The organism is Streptomyces sp. UG1, from assembly GCF_049974585.1.
In the GTDB taxonomy this organism is placed as follows: Bacteria; Actinomycetota; Actinomycetes; order Streptomycetales; family Streptomycetaceae; genus Streptomyces.
Genome location: NZ_JBNGGG010000016.1, coordinates 18,236 through 39,725, shown reverse-complemented (window position 1 = coordinate 39,725; position 21,490 = coordinate 18,236). Strand labels below are relative to the sequence as shown.

The following is a 21,490-nucleotide window of genomic DNA, read 5'->3' as shown; positions in this document are numbered from 1 at the left end:
TCGCGTTCGGCGTCACTCGTCACTCCGCCGCCGTGGGCCTCCGCGACGCCGTCATCGCCTCGTCCAGGTCGGTCAGCGGGCGCAGCCGGTAGGTGTAGGAGTAGTCGCGGTTCGCGAACAGCTTGTACTCGTCGTGCGTGTGGGCGCCCCAGCTGTTGTCGCCGCCCACGCCCATCTGCCGGTGGCTGAGCCGCAGGACGACCTCGTCGCGCGGCGTCAACTGGTAGTCGTGCCGCACGCCCACCGACAGGTCCTCCGGCGTGAAGTGCGAGGCGCTGACCTCGAGGAGCGGCTCACCGCAGACCAGCAGCCCGGCGCCGTGGCCGCCGGTCAGCGCCACCCAGCGGACGTCGGTCTTGTTGCCGTTCTCCTGCGGGCGGATGTAGGGCTCCCACTGGCCGGAGACGGTCCCGGACCAGCAGCCCACGTCGGTGCCGTTGTTGCGGTCCCAGTGGTTCTCCTCGGGGCCGCGCCCGTAGTAGTGCAGACGCTTCAGGCGGCCGGGCAGGAACAGCAGGGTGCCGACCTCGGGGATGTACGGCAGGGAGGCCGCGCCCGGGTGCAGGGTGTTGTCGACCTTGATCTCGCCGTTGCCGAAGACCGTGTAGGTGGTGGTGTACGACGATTCCGTGGTGGTCGGCAGGGTGCCGCTGACCTTGATCTCGACGGCCCGGTCCCGCAGCGCGCGGACGGCGACGTCGGTGACCTTGCGCCGGGCGCCGGCGTCACGCCAGGTCTGGTTGCGGGTGTGCTGGCCGTTGCCCTTGTCGTTGTCGGTGGGCGCCCGCCAGAAGTTCGGGGCGGGGCCGGAGGAGATCAGTTGGGCGCCGCGGGCCTTGTAGGAGGTGATGACGCCCGTCTTCTTGTCCACGGTGACGGAGAAGCCGCGGCCGGCGACCGAGACCGCGCCGTCGGCCTCGTCGTACGTCAGTGGCGGAACGCGGTCCAGCGGGACCGGGGTCACCGCCGGGCTGCCCGCGTCGACGGGGAGCTGCTGCTTGGCGACCTCGAAGCCGGCCCTGGCCCACTTCGTCGTCTCCTTCGTGGCGAAGGTCAGCTCCAGGAAGTACTCAGTGCCCGGCGCCGGCTTGTCCGGCACCCTGAAGGGCACGGTGATCTCCCTGCTGGACAGCGGGGCGACATCGAGCTGGGTGCGGCTCAGCCTTCCGCGCTGCACCACCTCGCCGTCGGCGACGAGCGCCCAACGCCCGTCGAACTCGCGGAGGTTGGTGAACAGGTTCTCGTTGGTGAGCTTCACCGCCGCGCCGGGGGCGAGCCGGTCGCCGGCGGCCGGTGCGGCGTTGATCGCCTGGTAGATCCGCTTGATCTCGGCGGCCTTGCCGGTGTGCCGGCGGTCGGCGGTGACGATGCCGTCCGCGACGAAGTTGAAGTCGTTGGGGTTGTCGCCCCAGTCGCCGCCGTACGCGAAGAAGGTCTTCCGCCTCGGCCGCTTCTCGGTGAGGGCGACCGTCGCCGCGTCGAACCAGAACCGCACCCCGTCGTCGCCGGGGCCACGGCCCTCGGAGGCCAGTTCGCCGGCGCTCAGCGCGCGGGCGTAGACGCGGGCCCGCCGGATGGTGCCGCTGAACTCCCGGTTGGGGTTGTCCATGTCGGTGGCGAGCGCGAGGGAGGCGGTGTTGCGGGCGGGCTTCTGGCTGGTGGTGCGGGTGGCCCTGGCCTCGCCGTCGACGTAGAGGGTCAGCCTGCCCGCATCCGCGTCGAAGACGCCCGCGACATGGTGCTCGGTGCCGGTCCAGTTGTCGGGGAGCGCCCAGCTCGCGGTGACCCACTGGCCGCCGCCGTAGATGAAGAACTCGAGGTTCTTGTTGGTCTGCTTCAGCGCGTACTGGGTGTCGCCCTTGGCGATGATCGGCTGGTGGTAGCCGAGGTACCGGGGGGTGATCCACGCCTCCAGCGTCAGGGAGCCGGTGAGGTCCAGGCTCGCGTCGCGGGCGAAGACGGTGCCTCCGAACAGGCCCTTGGCGCGGTCGAAGGTGCCGCTGGGGGCCATGATCTCGCCGCGCAGGCCGGCCGGCCCGGCGTCGGTGAACTGTTTGCGGGCCGGGGTGGGCCAGCTCAGGGCCTGGTCCATGAAGTCCCAGATCCAGCCGCCCTGCAGGACGTCGTAGCGGCGCACGAGGTCCCAGTACTTCTTGAAGTTGCCGTTGGAGTTCCCCATCGCGTGGGAGTACTCGATCATGACGTACGGCCGGGTGTCGGCGGTGTCCTTGGCCCGGGACTCGACCCGTGAGGGGCTGTCGTACATCTCCGAGCGGATGTCGCTGATCGCCGGGCGGTCGTCGCCCTCGTACTGGACGACGCGCGTGGTGTCGTACGACTTGATCCAGTCGTGCATGGCGACGAACGTGCTGCCGCCGCCCGCCTCGTTGCCGAGCGACCAGATGACGACGGAGGCGTGGTTCTTGTCGCGGTGGACCATGTTCTGGGCGCGGGCGACGCAGGCCTCGGACCAGTCGGCGTGGTTGCCCGGGTACTCGCCGCGGATGCCGTGGGTCTCGAGGTTGGTCTCGTCGACGAGGTACAGGCCGTACTCGTCGGCGAGTTCGAGCCACTGCGGGTTGTTGGGGTAGTGCGAGGTGCGGACGCTGTTCATGTTCATCCGCTTGATGATCCGGATGTCCTCGATCATGTCCGCGCGGGTGAGGGCGATGCCGCGGTCGGGGTGCATCTCGTGCCGGTTGGTGCCGCGGAAGGAGACGGGCTTGCCGTTGATGCGCATCAGGCCGTCCTTGAGCGCGAACTCGCGCAGGCCGACGCGGTGGGACAGGGTCTCCACCAGTCTTCCGGCCGGGTCGCGCAGTCGGAGGACGGCGGTGTAGAGGTACGGGTGTTCGGCCGACCAGAGCTTCGGCGCGGGGACGGCCCGCTCGGCCTGTACGGTCACGTCCTCGCCGGCGGCGCCCACGTCGACGCGCTGGTGCAGGGGACGGGACCAGACCGGGTGTCCGTGCGCGTCGTACAACTGCGTCTCGACCGAGTACCGTCCGCCGTCGCCATCGCCGTAGGCGCGCACGCTCGCGGTGACCGACAGGGCGGCCGCCTTGTAGCCGTCGCTCAGCGGGGTGTCCAGCTTGAAGTCGCGCAGGTGCACGGCCGGGGTGGAGTACAGGTAGACCGAGCGGAAGATGCCGCTCAGCCGGATCATGTCCTGGTCCTCCAGCCAGTCGCCGTCACAGTAGCGGTAGACCTCGACGGCGATCTGGTTGGTGCCGGGCTCGAGGTGTTCGGTGATGTCGTACTCGGCGGGGGTGAAGGAGTCCTCCTTGTAGCCCACCAACTCGCCGTTGATCCACACGTAGTGGGCGGACTTGACGCCCTCGAAGTGCAGGAAGGTGCGCCGGCCCTTCCAGTGTCGCGGGAGCGTGAAGGTCTTCCGGTACTGGCCGACCGGGTTGTAGCGGGTGGGGGCGTTCGGCGGCTGCGGTTCCTCACCCTGGCCGTTGGCGCCCCACCAGGGGTAGTCGCTGTTGACGTAGATCGGGAAGTCGTAGCCGTGGAGCTGCCAGACGGCGGGGACGGGGATGGTGTCCCAGTCCCGGTCGTCGACGTCGGTGCGGTAGAAGTCGGTGTCGCGGTCGTCGGGGCGGTCGGCGTAGGCGAACTTCCATCTGCCGTCGAGGCTCAGGCGGTACGGCGAGCGGGTGCGGTCGGCGGCCAGGGCCTGTTTCACGTTCGCATACGGCATCAGCGTGGTGTGGGGTGGCTCGGCGCCCACCTGGAAGAGGTTGATCTTCCCGTTCCACTCCGGCGATTCGGCCGCGGCTCCGGCCCCGTCGGCCGCGCGTGCCACGGCCGATGACGAGCCGGACAGGGCGAGCGCGCCGAGGACGGCTGCTCCGCCCTCCAGGAGACGACGGCGGCTGACCGGCACGCCCAGCGGGCGGGACGGGACGGCGGGAGACTGGGGGGTGTCCGGCATGACCATGGCCTTCCTCGCAACGACAGTCCGCTGCACGGCTTGAGGGAGCGTCAGATCTTGTGCGGTGCTGTTGGTAAACCGAACGAACCCTAGGATGCGAACCCAAGTGAAGCAATGATGCTGTCGGTCTTTGTTTGGTCCTGAGTGGCGAGTTGGCCTTCGAACTGCGTCCGGTACAGCTCGGCGTAGCGTCCCCGGGCCGTCAGCAACTCCTCGTGAGTGCCGCGTTCGACGATCCGGCCGGCCTCGACCACCAGGATCTGGTCGGCCGCCCGCACGGTGGACAGCCGGTGGGCGATGACGACCGCGGTCCTGCCCTCAAGCGCCTCGGTGAGCGCCTCCTGCACGGCCGCCTCCGAGGTGTTGTCGAGATGGGCGGTGGCCTCGTCGAGGATGACGACGCGCTGACGGGCCAGCAGCAGCCGGGCGATGGTCATCCGCTGGCGTTCGCCGCCGGAGAGCCGGTAGCCGCGCTCGCCGACCACCGTGTCCAGGCCGTCGGGCAGGGACCGTACGAGAGCGTCGAGGCGGGAGCGGCGCAGGGCGTCCCAGAGTTCGGTGTCGGTCGCGGTGGGCCGGGCCAGCAGCAGGTTGGCGCGGACGGTGTCGTGGAAGAGGTGGCCGTCCTGGGTGACCATGCCGACGGTGGAGCGCAGGGACTCGGCGCTCAGATCGCGGACGTCGAGGCCGCCCACGCGTACGGCGCCCTCGTCGACGTCGTAGAGACGCGGCAGCAGTTGGGCGATCGTCGACTTGCCGGCGCCGGACGAGCCGACCAGGGCTACGGTCTGCCCGGGTTCGGCGCGGAAGGAGATGCCGCGCAGCACCTCGGTGCCGCCGCGGGTGTCGAGGGACGCCACCTCCTCCAGGGAGGCGAGGGAGACCTTGTCGGCGGACGGGTAGCCGAAGCGGACGTCCTCGAACTCCACCGCCACCGGGCCCTCGGGGATCTTCTTCGCGTCCGGCTTCTCCTCGATCAGCGGCTCGAGGTCGAGCACCTCGAAGACGCGCTCGAAGCTGACCAGGGCGCTCATGACCTCGACCCGGGCGCCGGCGAGTGCGGTGAGCGGCGCGTACATGCGGGTCAGCAGCAGCGCCAGCGAGACGACGGCGCCCGGCTCCAGGCTGCCGCGCAGGGCGAACCAGCCGCCGAGGCCGTAGACCAGGGCGAGGGCCAGGGCCGAGACCAGGGTGAGCGCGGTGATGAACACCGACTGGGCGGTGGCGGTCCGTACCCCGATCTGTGCGACCCGCCCGGCCCGGGCCGCGAACTCCTCCGACTCCTCCTCGGGGCGCCCGAAGAGCTTGACCAGCGTGGCGCCGGGGGCCGAGAAGCGCTCGGTCATACGGGTGCCCATCGAGGCGTTGAGCGCGGCCGCCTCCCGCTGCATGCGCGCCATGCGGTGGCCCATGCGCCGGGCCGGGATCACGAACACCGGGAGCAGGACGAGGGCGAGCAGGGTGATCTGCCAGGACAGGGTGAGCATGACGGCGAGGGTGAGCAGCAGGGTGACGAGGTTGCTCACCACTCCGGACAGGGTGTTGCTGAAGGCGCGTTGTGCGCCGATGACGTCGTTGTTGAGACGGGAGACGAGCGCCCCCGTACGAGTACGTGTGAAGAACGCGACCGGCATGCGCTGCACATGATCGAACACAGCCGTCCGCAGATCGAGGATGAGACCCTCACCGAGGGTCGCCGACAGGCGCCTGGCGAGGATCCCGAGGACCGCCTCGGCGACCGCGATCAGGGCGATCAGCAGGGCGAGGCGGACGACGGTGCCCTCGTCGCCGCCCGTCACGATCGCGTCGACGACGCTTCCGGCGAGTACGGGGGTCGCGACGGCGAGCAGTGCGGTCATCACCCCGAGCACGACGAAGAGCGCGATCCGTCTGCGGTGCGGGCGGGCGAACGCGCCGATGCGGCGCAGCGTGGCGCGGGCGAACGGGCGGCGCTCCCGCTCGGCGTTCATCACGCTGTGCAACTGGGTCCAGGCTGTGGTCTCCATGCTCATGGGAAGGAACGTAGAACCTCAAGCAATGTTGAGGTCAATTCCTGCACTGCGGGCGGCATCGCGAAGACCGACGGCCGTCCGCAGCCGGTCCGTAATGCGCCGTCCGCGCCGTCGCAACCCGCCGTTGGCGCGGCACGGAGAACCTCTCCGAATGTGACAGCGGTACGAATCCTCCCGGGACGCCTGCTCCGGCGGCTCCCGCTCCGCCAGATACTCGTCCTTCTCCCGCTCGTCCTCGTGGTCGTGATCGCGGTGCGGCACCGGGCCGTGCTCGCCGAGGGCATCGGGCATCTGGCGACAGCCAAGTGGCCCTGGCTGCTCGCCGCGGCCGGCGCCACCTGCCTGACGTGGGTGGCGGCCGCGGTGACCCGGCAGGGCGCGGTGGTCGACCGACTGCCCAGACTGCGGCTGCTCGTCACGCAGTTCGCGGCCGGCTCGGCCAACCATCTGCTGCCCACGGGGCTGGGCGCCAGCGCGGTCAACCTGCGGTTCATGACGGTGTGCGGGCTGCCGCTCGCCCGCTCCTCGGCCGCGCTGGCCCTGTATCTGCTGGCGGAGAGCATCGCCCGCATCGGGTTGCTGGCCGCGCTGCTCATCGCCTTCCCGCACGCGCTGCGGCTCGGCCCCCTGCTCCCGGAGGGGTCATGGGGCCCGCTCCTGCTGATCGCCGGCGCGGCGGCCGTCGTGGTCGTGGCCGCCTTCGCCCTCGTACGGCGGCTGCGCACCGCCGTGATGTCGTTCCTGCACACCGCGCTGGGCGAGGCGCGCTCGGTGCACACCCGCCCCTCGCGGGCGCTGGCGCTGTGGGGCGGCTCGCTGGCCTTCCCGGTGCTTCAGGCGTCTGGGCTGGTCCTGGTCGGGCTCGCCCTGGGCCTCGAGGTGCCGCCGGCCCACATGGCGCTCGCGTATCTGGCGGCGACCGTCGCCGTCGCCGTCGTGCCCACGCCGGGCGGACTCGGCTCGGTGGAGGCGGCGCTGATCGTGGCCCTGGTGGCGGCGGGCGGCCCGGTGGCGGTGGCGACGGCGGTGGTGCTGGCGTACCGGATCATCACGGTGTGGCTGCCGCTGCTGCCGGGGGCGTTGACGCTGGGGGCGCTGGTGCGGTGGAAGGTCATCTGAGCGGGCGGTTCCGGTGGAGGGCCATATGACCGGGCGATTCCGGTGCAAGGCCATATGAGCGGGCGATTCCGGTGGAAGGCCATATGACTGGCCAGTAACGTACGGGGTCCGCCCACCGAAAGGACCCCGCCATGCCGGTCCGAGTCGAGCGCCGGGGACACGTCACCACCGTCGTCCTCTCCCGTCCCGAGGTCCGCAACGCGGTCGACGGCCCGACCGCCGCCGAGCTCGTCGCCGCATTCCGGGAGTTCGAGGCCGACGACGAGGCGCGGGTGGCGGTGCTGTGGGGTGAGGGCGGCACGTTCTGCGCGGGCGCGGACCTCAAGGCGCTCGGCGGCGAGCGGGGCAACCGGGTCGCCGAGGAGGGCGACGGCCCGATGGGGCCGACGCGGCTGCGGCTGTCCAAGCCGGTGATCGCGGCGGTCGCCGGACACGCCGTGGCCGGTGGCCTGGAGCTGGCGCTGTGGTGCGATCTGCGGGTGGCCGAGGAGGACGCCGTCTTCGGCGTGTTCTGCCGCCGCTGGGGTGTGCCGCTGATCGACGGCGGCACGGTACGGCTGCCCCGGCTGATCGGCACGAGTCGCGCGCTGGACATGATCCTGACCGGACGCCCGGTGGCGGCGACCGAGGCCCGTGACATGGGGCTCGCCAACCGGGTCGTGCCGACCGGACGGGCCCGCGCCGAGGCGGAGGAGCTGGCCGCGGCGATCGCGCGGTTCCCGCAGGCGTGCCTGCGCGCCGACCGCGCCTCCGTGCTCGAACAGGACGGGCTGGACGAGCCGGCCGCGATGCGGGGTGAACTGCGTCACGGCATGGGCGTGTTGGCGGACAGCCTGGCGGGCGCGGCCCGTTTCGCCTCGGGTGCGGGGCGGCACGGGTCGTTCACGGACCTGTGACGGGGCCCGGCCGCCGGAGCGCGCGCGGACGCGGGCACGCCCCCTCGTGCGTCGCCCACGCATCGAGAGCGCCCCGGGGTGCGGTCGTTCGGCCCTCGGAGGTGGCGCGAGTCCGCGGGAGAATGCCCGAAAGCGACCGATGAGGCCGTCCGGCCGACGATCCTGGAACGAACACGTGTGCCAGATACGGCAGGATGAGCCCTCGCGCCGGTCTCGGGGGATGGGGTGGCCGGCGCGACGGCACATCGCGGAATCGAGCAGGTGACAACGTGACGAGACTTCACATCCGGCCGTGGGCGAAGGGGTTCGCCGCAGCGCTTCTCCCCGGAGGTGACAGGTGAACCGGACGCTCACCATGGACGACCTGGTCATCCCCGGGATCTGGCTGGCGGCCGGCCTGCTCGCGGCCTTCCTGCTGCGGATGCTGCTGCGCTGGCTGGGCAAGCACGCCGACCGCACCCGCTGGAGCGGCGACGACCTCATCGTGGACGTGCTGCGGACCGTGGTGCCGTGGGCGGCCCTCCTCGGCGGCGCGGCCTCCGCCGGCGCGGCGCTGCCGCTGACGCGGACGGTGCAGCACAACGTCAACCAGGTCCTGACCGTGGTGCTGATCTTCGTGGTGACGCTGGCGGCGGCCCGCGGGGTCGCGGCACTCATGCGGACGGTCACCCAGTCCCGCCCCGGCGTCGCCGGCTCCGCCACGATCTTCGTCAACATCACCCGGATCCTGGTCCTGGCCATCGGCTTCCTGGTGATGCTGCAGACGCTGGGCATCTCCATAGCGCCGCTGCTCACCGCCCTGGGCGTGGGCGGCCTCGCGGTCGCGCTCGCCCTGCAGGACACGCTCGCCAACCTGTTCGCCGGCATCCACATCCTCGCCTCCAAGACCGTCCAGCCCGGCGACTACATCAAGCTGGCCAGCGGCGAGGAGGGCTACGTCGAGGACATCAACTGGCGTCAGACGACCGTGCGCGCGCTGTCCAACAACCTGATCGTGATCCCCAACGGGGAGCTGGCCAGGACCAACATGACCAACTTCATGCGTCCCGAGCAGGAGTTGACGATCCTGGTCCAGGTCGGCGTGGCCTACGACAGCGACCTGGACCACGTCGAGCGGGTGACGAACGAGGTCATCGGCGAGGTGATGACCGAGGTCGAGGGCGCCGTCCGGGACCACGAGCCGATCATCCGCTTCCACACCTTCGGCGACTCCCGGATCGGCTTCACCGTCATCCTGGGCGTCGGTGAGTTCAGCGACCAGTACCGGATCAAGCACGAGTTCATCAAGCGCCTGCACCGGCGCTACCGCAAGGAGGGCATCAGCATCCCGGCGCCCACGCGCACGGTGGCGATCCAGCAGGGGACGGTGGCGATCCCGCAGCAGCGCATCCCCGGGGAGTCGGACGGGGCGACGCCCGTCCATCTCGACTGACGTACCCGGACATCCGTAGAGACGGCGTGTGCCGAGTTCGGCGCGGACGGCGCGTCGGGGCCGAGAGCGTCCCTCCCGCGTGGATCCGGGATGTCGGCACACATCCGCCACCTCTGTGCGGACCCCTGTCGAGTACGGGCCGATCACGAGATATCTTGATGTCGAGCAATGTTGCAGACGTGGAGCGGAGCACCCGGTGACTGACTCGACCATCATCTATACGCACACTGACGAGGCCCCGGCCCTGGCGACGTATTCCTTCCTGCCGGTGGTCCAGGCGTACGCCTCGCAGGCGGGTGTCGCTGTGGAGACCCGTGACATCTCGCTGGCCGGCCGCATCATCGCGGTGTTCCCGGAGTACCTGACCGAGGACCAGCGCATCCCGGACCACCTCGCCGAGCTGGGTGAGCTGGCCAAGACGCCCGCCGCCAACATCATCAAGCTGCCGAACATCTCGGCGTCGATCCCGCAGCTCAAGGCCGCCGTCGCCGAGCTGCAGGGCCAGGGCTACGCGCTGCCGAACTACCCGGACGACCCCAAGACCGACGAGGAGCGGGAGATCCAGGCCCGCTACGACAAGGTCAAGGGCTCCGCCGTGAACCCGGTCCTGCGTGAGGGCAACTCCGACCGCCGCGCCCCTGCCTCGGTCAAGAACTACGCGAAGACCCACCCGCACCGCATGGGCGCATGGACCTCCGAGTCCAAGACGAACGTGGCGACGATGGCCGAGAACGACTTCGCCTCCACCGAGAAGTCCGTGGTGATCCCCGAGGCCACCACCCTGAGCTTCGAGCTGGTCGGCGCCGACGGCTCCACCACGGCGCTGCGCGGGCCGCTGAAGGTCATCGCCGGTGAGGTCGTCGACGCCTCCGTGATGCGCGCCGCCGCGCTGCGCGAGTTCCTCGCCGCGCAGGTGGCCCGCGCCAAGGCGGAGGGCGTGCTGTTCTCCGTGCACCTGAAGGCGACGATGATGAAGGTCTCCGACCCGATCATCTTCGGACACGTGGTGCGCGCGTTCTTCCCGAAGACCTTCGAGCAGTACGGTGCGAAGCTGGCCGCCGCCGGTCTGTCCCCGAACGACGGTCTCGGCGGCATCCTCAAGGGCCTTCAGTCGCTGCCCGAGGGCGATGCGATCAAGGCGTCCTTCGACGCGGAGCTGGCCGAGGGTCCGGCGCTGGCAATGGTCGACTCCGACCGTGGCATCACCAACCTGCACGTGCCGTCGGACGTGATCGTCGACGCCTCGATGCCGGCGATGATCCGCACCTCCGGCCACATGTGGGGCCCGGACGGCCAGGAGGCCGACACCCTCGCCGTGCTGCCCGACCACTCCTACTCCGGCGTCTACCAGGCCGTGATCGAGGACTGCCGGGCCAACGGCGCCTTCGACCCGTCGACCATGGGCTCGGTCCCGAACGTGGGTCTGATGGCGCAGAAGGCCGAGGAGTACGGCTCCCACGACAAGACCTTCGAGATCCCGGCCGACGGCACGGTCCGCCTGGTCGACGAGGCCGGCAACGTCGTCCTGGAGCAGGCCGTCTCCGCCGGTGACATCTTCCGCGCCTGCCAGACCAAGGACGCGCCGATCCGCGACTGGGTCAAGCTGGCCGTCACCCGCGCCCGCGCCACCGGCGACCCGGCGGTGTTCTGGCTGGACGAGAACCGCGGCCACGACGCCGTGATCATCGAGAAGGTCAAGCAGTACCTGCCCGAGCACGACACCGAGGGCCTGGACATCAAGATCCTGTCCCCGGTCGAGGCCGCCAAGCTGTCGATCGAGCGCATCCGCTGCGGCGAGAACACGATCTCGGTCACGGGCAACGTGCTGCGCGACTACCTCACCGACCTCTTCCCCATCCTGGAGCTGGGCACCAGCGCCAAGATGCTGTCGGTCGTCCCGCTGATGGCGGGCGGCGGCCTGTTCGAGACGGGCGCCGGCGGCTCCGCGCCGAAGCACGTCCAGCAGCTCGTCAAGGAGGACTACCTGCGCTGGGACTCGCTCGGTGAGTTCTTCGCGCTGGTGCCGTCCCTGGAGCAGTACGCGACCGCCACCGGCAACACCCGCGCCAAGGTCCTCGCGGACGCCCTCGACCGCGCCACGGCGACCTTCCTCAACGAGGACAAGTCCCCGACCCGTCGCGTCGGCGGCATCGACAACCGCGGCAGCCACTTCTACCTGTCCCTGTACTGGGCGCAGGAGCTGGCCAAGCAGACCGACGACGCCGAGCTGGCGAAGGCCTTCGCGCCGCTCGCCGAGACGCTCGCGACGAACGAGCAGAAGATCGTCGAGGAGCTGATCGCCGTCCAGGGCAAGCCGGCCGAGATCGGCGGCTACTACCAGCCCGACCCGGCCAAGGCCGCCGCGGTCATGCGCCCGTCGGCGACCTGGAACGAGGCGCTCGCGTCCCTGAGCTGACCCGGGCGCCCCCGACAGGGGCCGAGCGGTCCGGCAGGACCGCATGAGCGACCCGCCCCGGCCGTGATCCGCACGGCCGGGGCGGAGCCATGTTCACGGCTGCCCGGGCAGGACGAGCTCCAGCTCCAGCCGGCGCGCCAGGTCCTCGATCTCGCGGCCGACCTCGGCGCTCACGGTCCGGTCGAACGGCTCGTCCCGGTGGATCGCGTCGACCCTGAGCACCCCGTTCCCGCGGTCGGCGGTGGCGTCGAGCTTGCCCACCAGCCGGTCGCCGTACAGGATCGGCAGCGCGAAGTAGCCCCAGCGGCGCTTGGCGGGCGGCTTGTACATCTCGAGCCGGTAGTCGAAGCCGAAGAGCTCGGTGGTGCGTCTGCGGTCGTGGATCAGCCGGTCGAACGGCGACAGCAGGGCGGCCCGTCCGGTGAACGGCTGCCCCAACTGGGCCGGATCGACCCGCCACTTGCCCCGCACGCCCTCGACGACCGCCGGCTCGACCTGGCACTCCGGGCCCCGGGCGCGCGCGATGCCCAGGGCGCGCAGCCGCCGCTCGTCCCGGACACGCAGCGCCTCCTTACGGGGACCGCGGGCGTGTCGGGGTAGACCCGCCCGCCGCTGCGCCCCGCCACGGCGACCTCGCCGCGCTGCACCATCAGCTCCAGCAGCTTGGTGACATCGCGGTTGTCGCTCCACCCGCTGGACCGCCACGGCAGCTCGCAGGTGTCGGGCAGTTCCCGGGAGGGCAGCGGCCCCGCGGCGGCGAGCCGGCCGAGTATGTCCCGGCGGCAGGCGTCGTTGGCGGCCACCCACATGCCGTGGTACTCGCGCCAGGACGACGGTGTCCCCCGCTGCGGCCACTGGGCCATCTCGGCGCGGTACAGCGCGAGATCCTCACCCGGCCGGATCATCGCCCGCAGCTCCGGCAGGGTCCGGTCCGCCGGCGCGGCGGTCAGGTCGGCCGGTGCGTACCCCGAGGAGCCGAGCCTGCTCCACGCCACGAGGTCGGCGCTGGGCGCGACGGCCACGGTCGGGTCGACCTGGAGCAGGGTCAGCCGCCGTACGACGTCCAGCAGTCCGCCCGGCCGCCGGGCGCCGTCCAGCAACTGGGCGCGCACGGCGATGCGGCGGGCGTCGGTCCGGGAGAGTTGGTGGGCGGTCGTCCGCCGGGTGCCGATGATCATGTTGTGATGGTGCGGCACGCCACTGACAACGCCCTGGAGCAGCCGTGACGCCCTCTGCCGCACCGTCGTTCGAACTGCTCCCCGGGGCCGCGCGGTCGCCTGTGATCCTGCATGTGCCGCACTCGGCGCGGGAGATACCGCCCGAGGTGCGCGCCGGCATCGTGCTGGACGACGGGGCGCTGGAGCGGGAGCTGGACCACATCGTCGACGCGCACACCGCGGAGCTGGCGGCGGAGGCGGCCGGCGCGTCGGAGACCGCCCCGTGGCGGTTCGTGAACCAACTGTCCCGACTGGTCGTCGACCCGGAGCGGTTCCCGGACGAGCGGGAGGAGATGCTGGCGGTGGGCATGGGCGCCGTCTACACGCGGACCACGCACCTCGAGGAGCTGCGGCCCGCCGGCACCGACCCCGAACCCCTCGTCGAGCGGTACTTCCGGCCGTACGCGAAGGCCATGACCGAGGCCGTGGCCGACCGGCTCGCCGCCACCGGCCGGGCCGTGATCATCGACGTGCACTCCTATCCGACCGCCCGGCTCCCCTACGAGCTGCACGGCGAGGGCCCCAGGCCGCCGGTCTGCCTGGGCACCGACTCCTTCCACACCCCGCCCGAGCTGCTCGCCGCGGCGCGGGAGGCGTTCGCGCCGTGCGGGGAGACAGGCCTGGACAGTCCGTTCAGCGGCACGTACGTCCCGCTGGAGTTCTACGGCGTCGAGCCGCGGGTGAGCGCGTTGATGATCGAGATCCGGCGGAATCTGTACATGACGGAGCCGGGCGGTCCGGCCGGCCCCGGACTCACCCGGCTGGCGCGGGCGCTGGCGACGCTGCTGGACGCCGCCTCCCGCTGACCGCTGGGCCTAGGCTCGCAGCCACTCGGTGACCACGACCTCCCCGCCGGTCCGCAGCCGCAGGGCGAACGGGCCGCCCGGCGGTGCGTCGCTGGTGAAGCGGCCCATGTCGTCGGCGTCGACCGACGTGGCCGTCTGCAGTCCGCCGAGCACCTCGATCCGGGCCTGCTGCGGCGGCAGCACCTGTCCCATCAGGCCCTGCGCGGTCACCTCCACGTCGACCGTCACCTCGCCCGCGCGGAAGGTCAGCATCCGCGGCACGTCGGTCGCACCCCTGACCGGGATGGCGTCCACCACCGAGTCGAAGGTCAGCTCGGCGATGCGGGCGTCGAGGTCGTGCAGGGCGAAGGCCTCGACGGCGAGCTGCCTGAGCTGGGGCGGCACGGGGTCGAGGATGGCCGCCGCCTGGCGCAGTTCCTCCTGAAGCAGTTCGACGTCGAACCCGTCGTCGTCGAAGGGTTCCTCGCCCGTCGCCTCGTCGTGCATGTCGTCGTTCACAGCGCTCCCCGTGCGTCGAGTCGGTCCCGAAGTCGGCGCAGACAGCGCTGGCGCAGCGGCCCGATGCTGCCCACGGCGATGCCCAGTGCGGCGGACACCTCCTGGTAGCTGGGCGGCGGCGAGGCCATCAGCACCCGCAGCAACTGGCGGCAGCGTTCGCCCAGTTCCTCGAACTCCTGCCACATCCAGCGAATGCGCTCCGACTCCGCGGCCGCCTCCTCGGAGTCCAGGACCGACTGCTCGGGCGTACGGTCCTCGCTGACCCGGTCGAGCAACTGCGGATCGTTCGTGACGGTCAGCCGCCTCAAGCTCTTGAGGACCTTCAGGCATTCGTGCCGTGCGGTGCTCGCGAGCCACGAACCGGCCTTCTCGGGTTCACGGATGCGCCCGAGGTGCTGGGCGAAGCGGAACCAGACGGTCTGGTACACCTCATGGGCGTCGGCGTCCCCCAGCCGGTGCGCGCGCACGACGGACCACACCAGCGGGCTCAGCCCTTCCACGAGCGCTTTCCAGGCCGCCGCGTCCCCGTCGACGGCGGACTGGACCAACGCACCGACATCTGCACGGTCCACAGTCCCACCCCTCGTGTACGGCAAGTCATCGTACGCCGCGGAGGGGATGGTTCCGACCCTCATGACCGAGGAGCCGGGGGTGTGACGGCGGAAGGACGCCAGGTGGCGGGGCGGAGCGCCGGAACGTGCGCCCCCCGCACCTCCGCGTAGCCGGAGTTCGCCGCGAGCATCTTGTACCGGGCGACGCGCGGGTCGCTCTCCTGCTGCGCGGTCATGTGGGCGGCGATCAGGCCGGCGACGAGCGGGGTGGCGAACGAGGTGCCGCTCCAGTGTGCGATCCCCTCGAACATCACCTGGTCCGGCTTGGCGTCGCCGCCGTCCTCGCTCAGCGCCCCGCTGTGGCGCGGGGACTGGCAGGTGCAGGCGTAGCCGAAGCCGTAGCGGCAGGCGTCGTAGGTGGAGTGCTGGTAGATGTACGGCACGGGCGCGTCGAAGCCGGTGAGGACGCCGGTGAGGCGCTCGCCGGGCGCGTACACCTTCACCCAGGGGCCGTGGTTGCTGAAGCAGGCACCGAACTCGCCGTCGGTGCGCAGGGCGCCGACCGACACCACGGCGTCCTGGTAGTCGGGCAGGTCGGCGTAGGCGGCGGGCCAGAACGGCGTGGCGCTGCCGTTGTTGCCGGCCGCCGCGACGAGCAGGGTGCGCTGTTCGCGCAGCTCCCGCATGAAGGCCTCGACGCCGAGCAGGCCGTCGGTGCGGCCGTTGGCGGTGCCGGCGGAGAGGCTGAGGATGTCGGGCCAGCCGCCGTCGACGGCCTCGAAGAGCTTCTCGCCGAACTCGGACTCGAGGATGGCGCCCGCGTCGGTGAGGCTGTTGCGGACCGTGACGTCCGTGTTGGGCGCGACGGCGGCGACGAGCCCGGCGATGAACGTGCCGTGCCCGACGTACTCCTGGAGGACGCCCTGCTCATCGCACTCCTTGAGCTGGGCGTCGCCCTCGGTGTGGGCCAGCAGCGGGTGGGACCGGTAGTCGTGCATGAGGCCGGTGTCGACGACGAGGACGCCGACGGCGGTGGCCGCGTCGTGAGTGCCCTCGGCCGCCGCGGGGTTGAGCCCGTCGGCGCGCCGGGCGGGCGCGGGTTCGTCGCCGGGGCAGGAGTTGACGCCCCCCGTGATCCCCACGAGGTGGTTGCGGCTGACCAGCCGCCGTCCGGCCCGGCCCTCCGTCTCCCGCAGCGCGCGCAGGGCGTGCGCGACGGCGCGGTCGCCGCCGCGGTCGCCCTCGCCGGGGTCGCCGACCTTGATGCGGGTGATGCCCGAGCGGTTGGTCTGCGGACCCGCGCGGCGCACATTGTCCTGCACCAGATCGGGCTCGGCGGTGAAGTGCGCCCGTACGGTGTCCTCGACGAGCCGGGCGTCCTCGCCGTCGCGGACCAGCACATAGCCCTTCTCGTAGATGAACTCGGCGGAGTCGTCCGGTCCCATCGCGAGCGGGACGTCGGGCATGGAGCGCTGGATCAGCTCGAACTGCTCGTGGAATCGCTGTGGTGCCATGGCGTGTCCTCCCCCTGAGGCGACGTTCTTCAGTCAGAGCCGTGGGGTTGGCGCTTGATACAGCGCCAAACCCGTGTGACACGGTTCCGAGGCAACTACCATCCGTGGAGTGACAGCGGGATGCGACTCGGTTCTCGAACTGCTGCCGATGGTGTTCGCCGCCCCGAACGACGCGCTGGCGAGGGCGGAAGGGGTGCTCGACGCCGATCCGTCGCCGTTGCACGCCTCCGTCGCCCATCAGGTGATCGGCATCTGGCAGCGGGACTGGGGCGACATGCGTATCGCCCTGCATCATCTGCGGCGTGCCCGGGAGTTCGCGGCACGCGCGGATTCGGCCGACCGGGAGGCGGATGTCCTGGCGGCGCTCGGGGTCGCGTTGGTGCACGCGGGGCGCACTCAGCAGGGGCTCGCCGCGCTGGAGCGCGGGATCGAGCGCGGCAGCGGACACACCCGCGCCCGGGTGCTGTACCGCCGGGCCTACGCCCGCTGGGTCCTGGGCCGGCACCGGGAGGCGCTGGAGGACGTACGCCGGGCGATCCCGGTGCTGCGGCAGGTGGACGACGTCATCTGGACGGCGCGGGCTTTGACCCTGCGGGCCACCGTGCATCTGGCGCTGGGGGCGGTGGACCGGGCGGACGCCGACTTCACGGCGGCGGAGGCGCTGTGGGACACCACGGGCCAGGAGCACGACAAGGCCGACGCGGTGGAGAGCCGGGGGCTCGCGGCGTTCCGGTCGGGCGACATCCCGGTGGCGCTGCGGCTGCTGGACGAGGCCGAGGAGCGGTACGCCAAGCTCGGCACGCCGACGTTCATGCTCAACATCCGCCGCTGCGAGGTGCTGATGGCCGCCGGGCTGGCCCCGGAGGCGCTGGCCGAGGCGGACGGGGCTATCGCGGTGCTCGACGGCATCGGCGGCCAGTCCACCCGCAAGGCCGAGCTGCTGCTGGCCGCCGCGCAGGCCGCCCGGCTTGCGGGCGACGCGCACACCGCGATAGCCCGCGCCGACATGGCCGTACGGCTCTTCGCCGGGCAGCGGCGCAGTTGGTGGGAGACGCATGCCCGGCTGGTGCTGATCGAGGCACGGGTGGCCGCCGGGCGCAGTTCGGGCCGGCTGGTGGCCGACACGGCGGCGGTCGCCGGCAAGCTGGCGTCGTTCGGCGCGCCGGCCGCGCCGGAGGCCTCGCTGCTCGCCGGCCGGATCGCGCTCACCCTGGGCTGGCGGGCCGACGCCGAGCGGCATCTGGGCGTCGCCGCCCGCAGCCGGCACAGCGGGCCGCCGCTGGCCCGGGTGACGGGCTGGGCGGCGCTGGCGCTGCGGGCGCGGGCGGCCGGGTCGGGGCGGGGTGTCCTGGAGGCCTGCCGGCGCGGCCTGGACGTGCTCGACAGCCACCGGATGACGCTGGGCGCCTCGGAGCTGCGTGCCCGCGCCACCGCGCAGGGCGCCGAGCTGGCCGCGCTGGCCCAGCAGGCCAGCCTCGACTCCGGCAGCCCGCGCCGGCTGCTGGTGTGGAGCGAGCGCTGGCGCAGCACGGCGCTGTCGACGCCGCCGACCCGGCCGCCGGCCGATCCCGAGCTGCAGAGCGACCTGACCGCGTTCCGGGAGATCGCGGCGCGCGCCGAGGAGGCGCGCCGGGACGCCCGTCCGATTCCGGCGCTGGAGCGCGAGCAGCGGCGCCTGGAGCGGGAGATCCGCTCCCGGACGCTGCACCTGCGCGGCGACACGCCCGGTGACGGCCACCGCTTCGACCCGGTCCGGCTGCTGCGGAAGCTGGGCGACGACACGCGGCTGGTCGAACTCGCCGTGCTGGACGGGCGGGTGCAGGTGCTGCTGTGCGGGCAGGGGCGGGTGCGCCGGTTCGAGGCCGGGCTGCTGGCCGAGGCGGAGCGGGAGACCGAGCACGTCCAGGCCGGGCTGCGGCGGCTGGCCCACCCGGGTGCGGAGGCGCGGCTGCCGGTGGTGGAGGCTGCCGGGCGGCGCCTGGAGGAGTTGCTGCTGGGCCCGGCCGCGGCACATCTGGGCGACGGGCCGGTCGTGGTCGTACCGCCGGCCCGGCTGCACCGGGTGCCGTGGGCGCTGCTGCCGTCGCTGCGGGAGCGGGTGCTCAGCGTGTCGCCGTCGGCGAGCGGCTGGCTGCGCGCCCGGGACACCGAGCCGCCGCCGGGCGGCCGCCAGGTGCTGGTGCGCGGGCCGGGGCTGGCGACGGGCGGCGCGGAGGTGCCGCATCTGGCCGGGCGGTACGGCGGTGCCGTCGTCCTGGAGCACGCCGAGGCGCGGGTGCCGCGCGTGCTGGAGGAGCTGGACGGAGCCGCGCTGGCCCATATCGCCGCGCACGGCACGTTCCGGGCGGACGGTCCGTTGTTCTCGTCGCTGCGGATGGCCGACGGGCCGCTGATCGTGCACGACTTCGAGCGCCTGGACCGCAGCCCGTACCGGATCATCCTCTCCTGCTGCGACACCGCCCGCTTCGCCTCCGTCGGCGCCGACGAACTGCTCGGCCTGGTCACCGCGCTGCTGCCGCTGGGCACGGCGGGCGTGGTGGCGTGCACGGCTCCCGTCAACGACGCCGCGGTGGTCCCGCTGATGCTCACGCTCCACAAGGGCCTCGGCGAGGGCCGCTCCCTGGCGGAGTCCCTGCGCGACGCGCGGGCGGCCCTGCCGGGTGACGCTCTGCACCGGGCGACGGGGTGGGCGTTCACGGCGTTCGGGGCGGCGTGACGCTGCGCTGGGCATGGTCCGGCTTCTCCGCGGCGGGGACCGGGACGTGTGCCGGGGCGCGGGCCGGGTCTCCGGCCGGGTCTCCGGCAGGGTCTCCGGCCGGGTCTCCGGCCGGATCGCGGGCCGGATCGCGGGCCGGATCTCCGGCCGCATCTCCGGCCGCATCTCCGGGCCGCATCTGCATCTCCGGGCCGCACGGACTCCGGCGACGGTCCCTCTCGGCACCGGGTGGCGGCCGCGCCGCTCGCCTGGCGGATCGGCGCAGGACGGGCGCTCGGCGCCCCTGCCCCGGCACCGGACCATAGCGGGCGAGGCGCGTGGCACCTCGCCCGTCGGCTCGGCGCCCTCCGGCCGGGCCCGATCGGCACGCGCACCACACCAACCGCCCCGGCACAGCTCACACCGACTGCACGTCCGACAACGGCCTCCGGCCAGGCCCGATCGGCGCGCGCACCACACCGACCGCCCCGGCACGGCTCACGCCGACTGTGCGTCCGGCAGTTCCACCAGCCACGGCAAGGCGCCGCGGTCGCTGGCGCCGAGGCGGGCGTAGGCGCTGTAGAGGTGGTTGCCGACCGTGCGGACGGACAGGGTGAGCTTCTCGGCGATCTGCCGGTTGCTCAGGCCCCGCGCCGCGAGCGTGACGATCTGCCGCTGGCGGACGGTCAGTTCGCCGAGGACCAGGCCGGACAGTGCCGGGGTGCGCGCCCCTTGGCAGCGGCGGGCCAGGGCGACGGCACGCGTGCGTGAGGTGCGGGCGGCGCGCGGGTCGCGGTGGGCCCGTACGGCCTGGGCGTGCGCCTCCGCCGCGAAGAGCAGGAAGCCGCGCTCCTCGAGCTGTTCGGCCACCTGGTCGAGGGCCGGGCCGTCGGCGCGCGCGAGGGCGTCGGCGTGCTCGGCGAAGACGCCGGTGAGGCGGCCCGCGGCGTGCTCGGGGGCGCCGAGGCGGACGGCGTCGTAGGCGTCATCGCCGACGCTCCCCTCGGCCGCCTGGCCGGCCTCGCCGCGGACCGCTGCCGGCCGGGTGACCGCCCCACCCCCGTCGGGGCGGCCACCCGGGATCTGGTGCGCGGCGGTCGGGTCGCCCGACTGCGCCGCGGCGAGGGCGAGTTCGCGACGGCAGGACGCGTCGTCGCCGTCGGCCCGCAGCCCTTCCCGCGCCCATGCCGCCGCTTCCCGCAGCTCGCCGCGCAGCCGCGCGAACCGGGCGCGTACGGCCGCGTATCCGGCCGGCACCGGCGCGCCCTCCGCGACCAGCCACTCCCCCACGGGCGTCGGCATCGCCCGTACGTCCGCCCGTTCGATACGGCGGCTGAGCGCGGCCCGCTCGGCGTCGACGGCGGGTCCGCACTCCTCGGGCGTACGGGACAGCCGCCTCGCCCGCAGCCTGCCGGCGGCGGCCCGCAGCACCGGGCCGTGCAGGGGGTGGGCGAGGCGGACGGCGCCCCGGTCGTCGACGTGGACCAGGGCGTCGGCCTCCAGGTGTTCGAGGGCGGGCAGATCGAGCCGGTCCTGCTCCAGGTCCAGCGGCAACGGCTCGGCGAAGGCGAGGCGTTCGAGGATCTCGCGCTGCTCGGGGCAGGCGCGGTCCAGGACGTGCGCGGTGCGCTCGCGCACGGTCGGCGTCACCGGCACCGGGCCGCGCCACGCCCATTCGTCGGCGTCCGGGACTCGGCTGAGCAGCCCGCGCGCACGCACGGCGCCCACCAGGTCGCGCAGCAGCCGCAGGTCGCCCTGGCACAGGCGGTGCAGCTTGTCGACGGTGAGCGGTTCGAGGCCGGCGCCCGCGGCCTCGGCGGCCAGCAACCGGGCCGTCTCCTCGCGGGGCAACGGCTCCAGGGCGAGGCGGGGCAGGAGTTCGCCGGTCCACAGCCGGGTGATCGCGCCCGGGGCCGGGGCGCCGTCGGTGGTGACGACCAGCAGACGGGTGCGGCCGTGCACGGCGAGCTGGTGGACGAGGGCGGCCGAGGCGTCGTCGAGCAGATGGGCGTCGTCGACCAGGAGCAGCCGTACGCCGGACAGGTGCCGGAACGCGCCGTGCAGGGAGGCCGTCTCGGGGACGAGGTGTGCGAACGCGGCGAAGCGGATGCGGCGGGTCCCGGGGGTGCCGGCCACCCGGGCGCAGTCGGTGCCGCGGACGGCCTCGGTGACGAGCCGGGTCTTGCCGCTGCCGGCCGGGCCCGTGATCACGATGCCGTGCCGGCCGGCGCTCAAGGCGCCTCGGACCAGTTCGAGTTCGTCCTCGCGGCCGGTGAACGGCCAGGGCAGTTCCAGGGTCTTCGCGTCGCGTTCGAAAATCGTCACGGCTATAGGAGCGCGGTGACTCACATCTGATACACGCGTACTTGAGTAGCCCTCGACTCAGGCGCCCGG

14 protein-coding genes are annotated in these 21,490 nt (G+C 72.6%); 6 read left to right on the top strand and 8 right to left on the bottom strand.

What is annotated here, in order from left to right; all coding sequences use genetic code 11:
- Nucleotides 1-19: 19 nt before the first annotated feature.
- Nucleotides 20-3,946 carry a glycoside hydrolase family 2 TIM barrel-domain containing protein gene (locus tag ACP4J3_RS19235; RefSeq protein ID WP_426535935.1) on the bottom strand — a complete coding sequence of 1,309 codons (3,927 nt, stop codon included), beginning with the start codon at nucleotides 3,944-3,946 and terminating at the stop codon, nucleotides 20-22.
- An 83-nt stretch (nucleotides 3,947-4,029) separates the two neighbouring features.
- Nucleotides 4,030-5,952 carry an ABC transporter ATP-binding protein gene (locus ACP4J3_RS19230; protein WP_426535933.1) on the bottom strand — a complete coding sequence of 641 codons (1,923 nt, stop codon included), beginning with the start codon at nucleotides 5,950-5,952 and terminating at the stop codon, nucleotides 4,030-4,032.
- 153 nt (nucleotides 5,953-6,105) lie between these two features.
- Here ACP4J3_RS19230 and ACP4J3_RS19225 point away from each other — a divergent pair, with 153 nt between their 5' ends.
- The 4 genes from ACP4J3_RS19225 to ACP4J3_RS19210 all read left to right on the top strand — a co-directional run bounded on the left by ACP4J3_RS19225 (nucleotide 6,106) and on the right by ACP4J3_RS19210 (nucleotide 11,815).
- On the top strand, nucleotides 6,106-7,071 hold the full coding sequence (locus ACP4J3_RS19225; RefSeq protein WP_426535931.1) for a lysylphosphatidylglycerol synthase transmembrane domain-containing protein: 966 nt from the start codon (nucleotides 6,106-6,108) through the stop codon (nucleotides 7,069-7,071).
- 131 nt (nucleotides 7,072-7,202) lie between these two features.
- On the top strand, nucleotides 7,203-7,967 hold the full coding sequence (locus ACP4J3_RS19220) for a crotonase/enoyl-CoA hydratase family protein (protein ID WP_426535929.1): 765 nt from the start codon (nucleotides 7,203-7,205) through the stop codon (nucleotides 7,965-7,967).
- Between the two features lie 337 nt (nucleotides 7,968-8,304).
- Entirely contained in the window at nucleotides 8,305-9,399 is a 1,095-nt protein-coding gene (locus ACP4J3_RS19215; protein WP_426535927.1) for a mechanosensitive ion channel family protein, read from the top strand.
- 196 nt (nucleotides 9,400-9,595) lie between these two features.
- The gene (locus ACP4J3_RS19210; RefSeq protein WP_426535925.1) at nucleotides 9,596-11,815 is read left to right on the top strand and encodes an NADP-dependent isocitrate dehydrogenase; all 2,220 of its coding nucleotides are present in this window, start codon (nucleotides 9,596-9,598) and stop codon (nucleotides 11,813-11,815) included.
- Between the two features lie 93 nt (nucleotides 11,816-11,908).
- On the opposite strand, the gene ACP4J3_RS19205 is transcribed toward ACP4J3_RS19210, so the two are convergent.
- Nucleotides 11,909-12,253, bottom strand: coding sequence for a DNA glycosylase AlkZ-like family protein (locus ACP4J3_RS19205; RefSeq protein WP_426535923.1), 345 nt, complete (start codon nucleotides 12,251-12,253; stop codon nucleotides 11,909-11,911).
- Nucleotides 12,199-12,993: a hypothetical protein gene (locus ACP4J3_RS19200; protein ID WP_426535921.1), complete on the bottom strand. Its 795-nt coding sequence runs from the start codon at nucleotides 12,991-12,993 to the stop codon at nucleotides 12,199-12,201. Before ACP4J3_RS19200 ends, ACP4J3_RS19205 begins: the two co-directional genes overlap by 55 nt.
- A 44-nt stretch (nucleotides 12,994-13,037) precedes the next feature.
- On the opposite strand from ACP4J3_RS19200, the gene ACP4J3_RS19195 reads away from it, so the two are divergent.
- Nucleotides 13,038-13,838: an N-formylglutamate amidohydrolase gene (locus tag ACP4J3_RS19195; protein WP_426535919.1), complete on the top strand. Its 801-nt coding sequence runs from the start codon at nucleotides 13,038-13,040 to the stop codon at nucleotides 13,836-13,838.
- Between the two features lie 9 nt (nucleotides 13,839-13,847).
- Here ACP4J3_RS19195 and ACP4J3_RS19190 read toward each other — a convergent pair whose 3' ends face one another.
- Genes ACP4J3_RS19190 through ACP4J3_RS19180 form a run of 3 tightly spaced genes read right to left on the bottom strand, consistent with a single transcriptional unit; the run spans nucleotide 13,848 to nucleotide 16,401 of the window.
- Entirely contained in the window at nucleotides 13,848-14,324 is a 477-nt protein-coding gene (locus tag ACP4J3_RS19190; protein WP_426536213.1) for a hypothetical protein, read from the bottom strand.
- Between the two features lie 8 nt (nucleotides 14,325-14,332).
- Complete coding sequence (locus tag ACP4J3_RS19185; protein ID WP_194038794.1) at nucleotides 14,333-14,908, bottom strand: RNA polymerase sigma factor; 576 nt, start codon at nucleotides 14,906-14,908, stop codon at nucleotides 14,333-14,335.
- A 59-nt stretch (nucleotides 14,909-14,967) separates the two neighbouring features.
- Nucleotides 14,968-16,401: a S8/S53 family peptidase gene (locus tag ACP4J3_RS19180; protein ID WP_426535917.1), complete on the bottom strand. Its 1,434-nt coding sequence runs from the start codon at nucleotides 16,399-16,401 to the stop codon at nucleotides 14,968-14,970.
- Between the two features lie 148 nt (nucleotides 16,402-16,549).
- Here ACP4J3_RS19180 and ACP4J3_RS19175 point away from each other — a divergent pair, with 148 nt between their 5' ends.
- Nucleotides 16,550-19,117: a CHAT domain-containing protein gene (locus ACP4J3_RS19175; protein ID WP_426536211.1), complete on the top strand. Its 2,568-nt coding sequence runs from the start codon at nucleotides 16,550-16,552 to the stop codon at nucleotides 19,115-19,117.
- A 477-nt stretch (nucleotides 19,118-19,594) separates the two neighbouring features.
- On the opposite strand, the gene ACP4J3_RS19170 is transcribed toward ACP4J3_RS19175, so the two are convergent.
- Nucleotides 19,595-21,421: a LuxR C-terminal-related transcriptional regulator gene (locus ACP4J3_RS19170; protein ID WP_426535915.1), complete on the bottom strand. Its 1,827-nt coding sequence runs from the start codon at nucleotides 21,419-21,421 to the stop codon at nucleotides 19,595-19,597.
- Between the last annotated feature and the right edge of the window lie 69 nt (nucleotides 21,422-21,490).

What these genes read in the sequence shown, in the direction of transcription:
- ACP4J3_RS19235 (WP_426535935.1), bottom strand. Translation starts at nt 3,946, where the DNA reads ATGGTCATGCCGGACACCCCCCAGTCTCCCGCCGTCCCGTCCCGCCCG.
- ACP4J3_RS19230 (WP_426535933.1), bottom strand. Translation starts at nt 5,952, where the DNA reads ATGAGCATGGAGACCACAGCCTGGACCCAGTTGCACAGCGTGATGAAC.
- ACP4J3_RS19220 (WP_426535929.1), top strand. Translation starts at nt 7,203, where the DNA reads ATGCCGGTCCGAGTCGAGCGCCGGGGACACGTCACCACCGTCGTCCTC.
- ACP4J3_RS19200 (WP_426535921.1), bottom strand. Translation starts at nt 12,993, where the DNA reads ATGATCATCGGCACCCGGCGGACGACCGCCCACCAACTCTCCCGGACC.
- ACP4J3_RS19190 (WP_426536213.1), bottom strand. Translation starts at nt 14,324, where the DNA reads ATGCACGACGAGGCGACGGGCGAGGAACCCTTCGACGACGACGGGTTC.
- ACP4J3_RS19180 (WP_426535917.1), bottom strand. Translation starts at nt 16,401, where the DNA reads ATGGCACCACAGCGATTCCACGAGCAGTTCGAGCTGATCCAGCGCTCC.
- ACP4J3_RS19175 (WP_426536211.1), top strand. Translation starts at nt 16,550, where the DNA reads ATGGTGTTCGCCGCCCCGAACGACGCGCTGGCGAGGGCGGAAGGGGTG.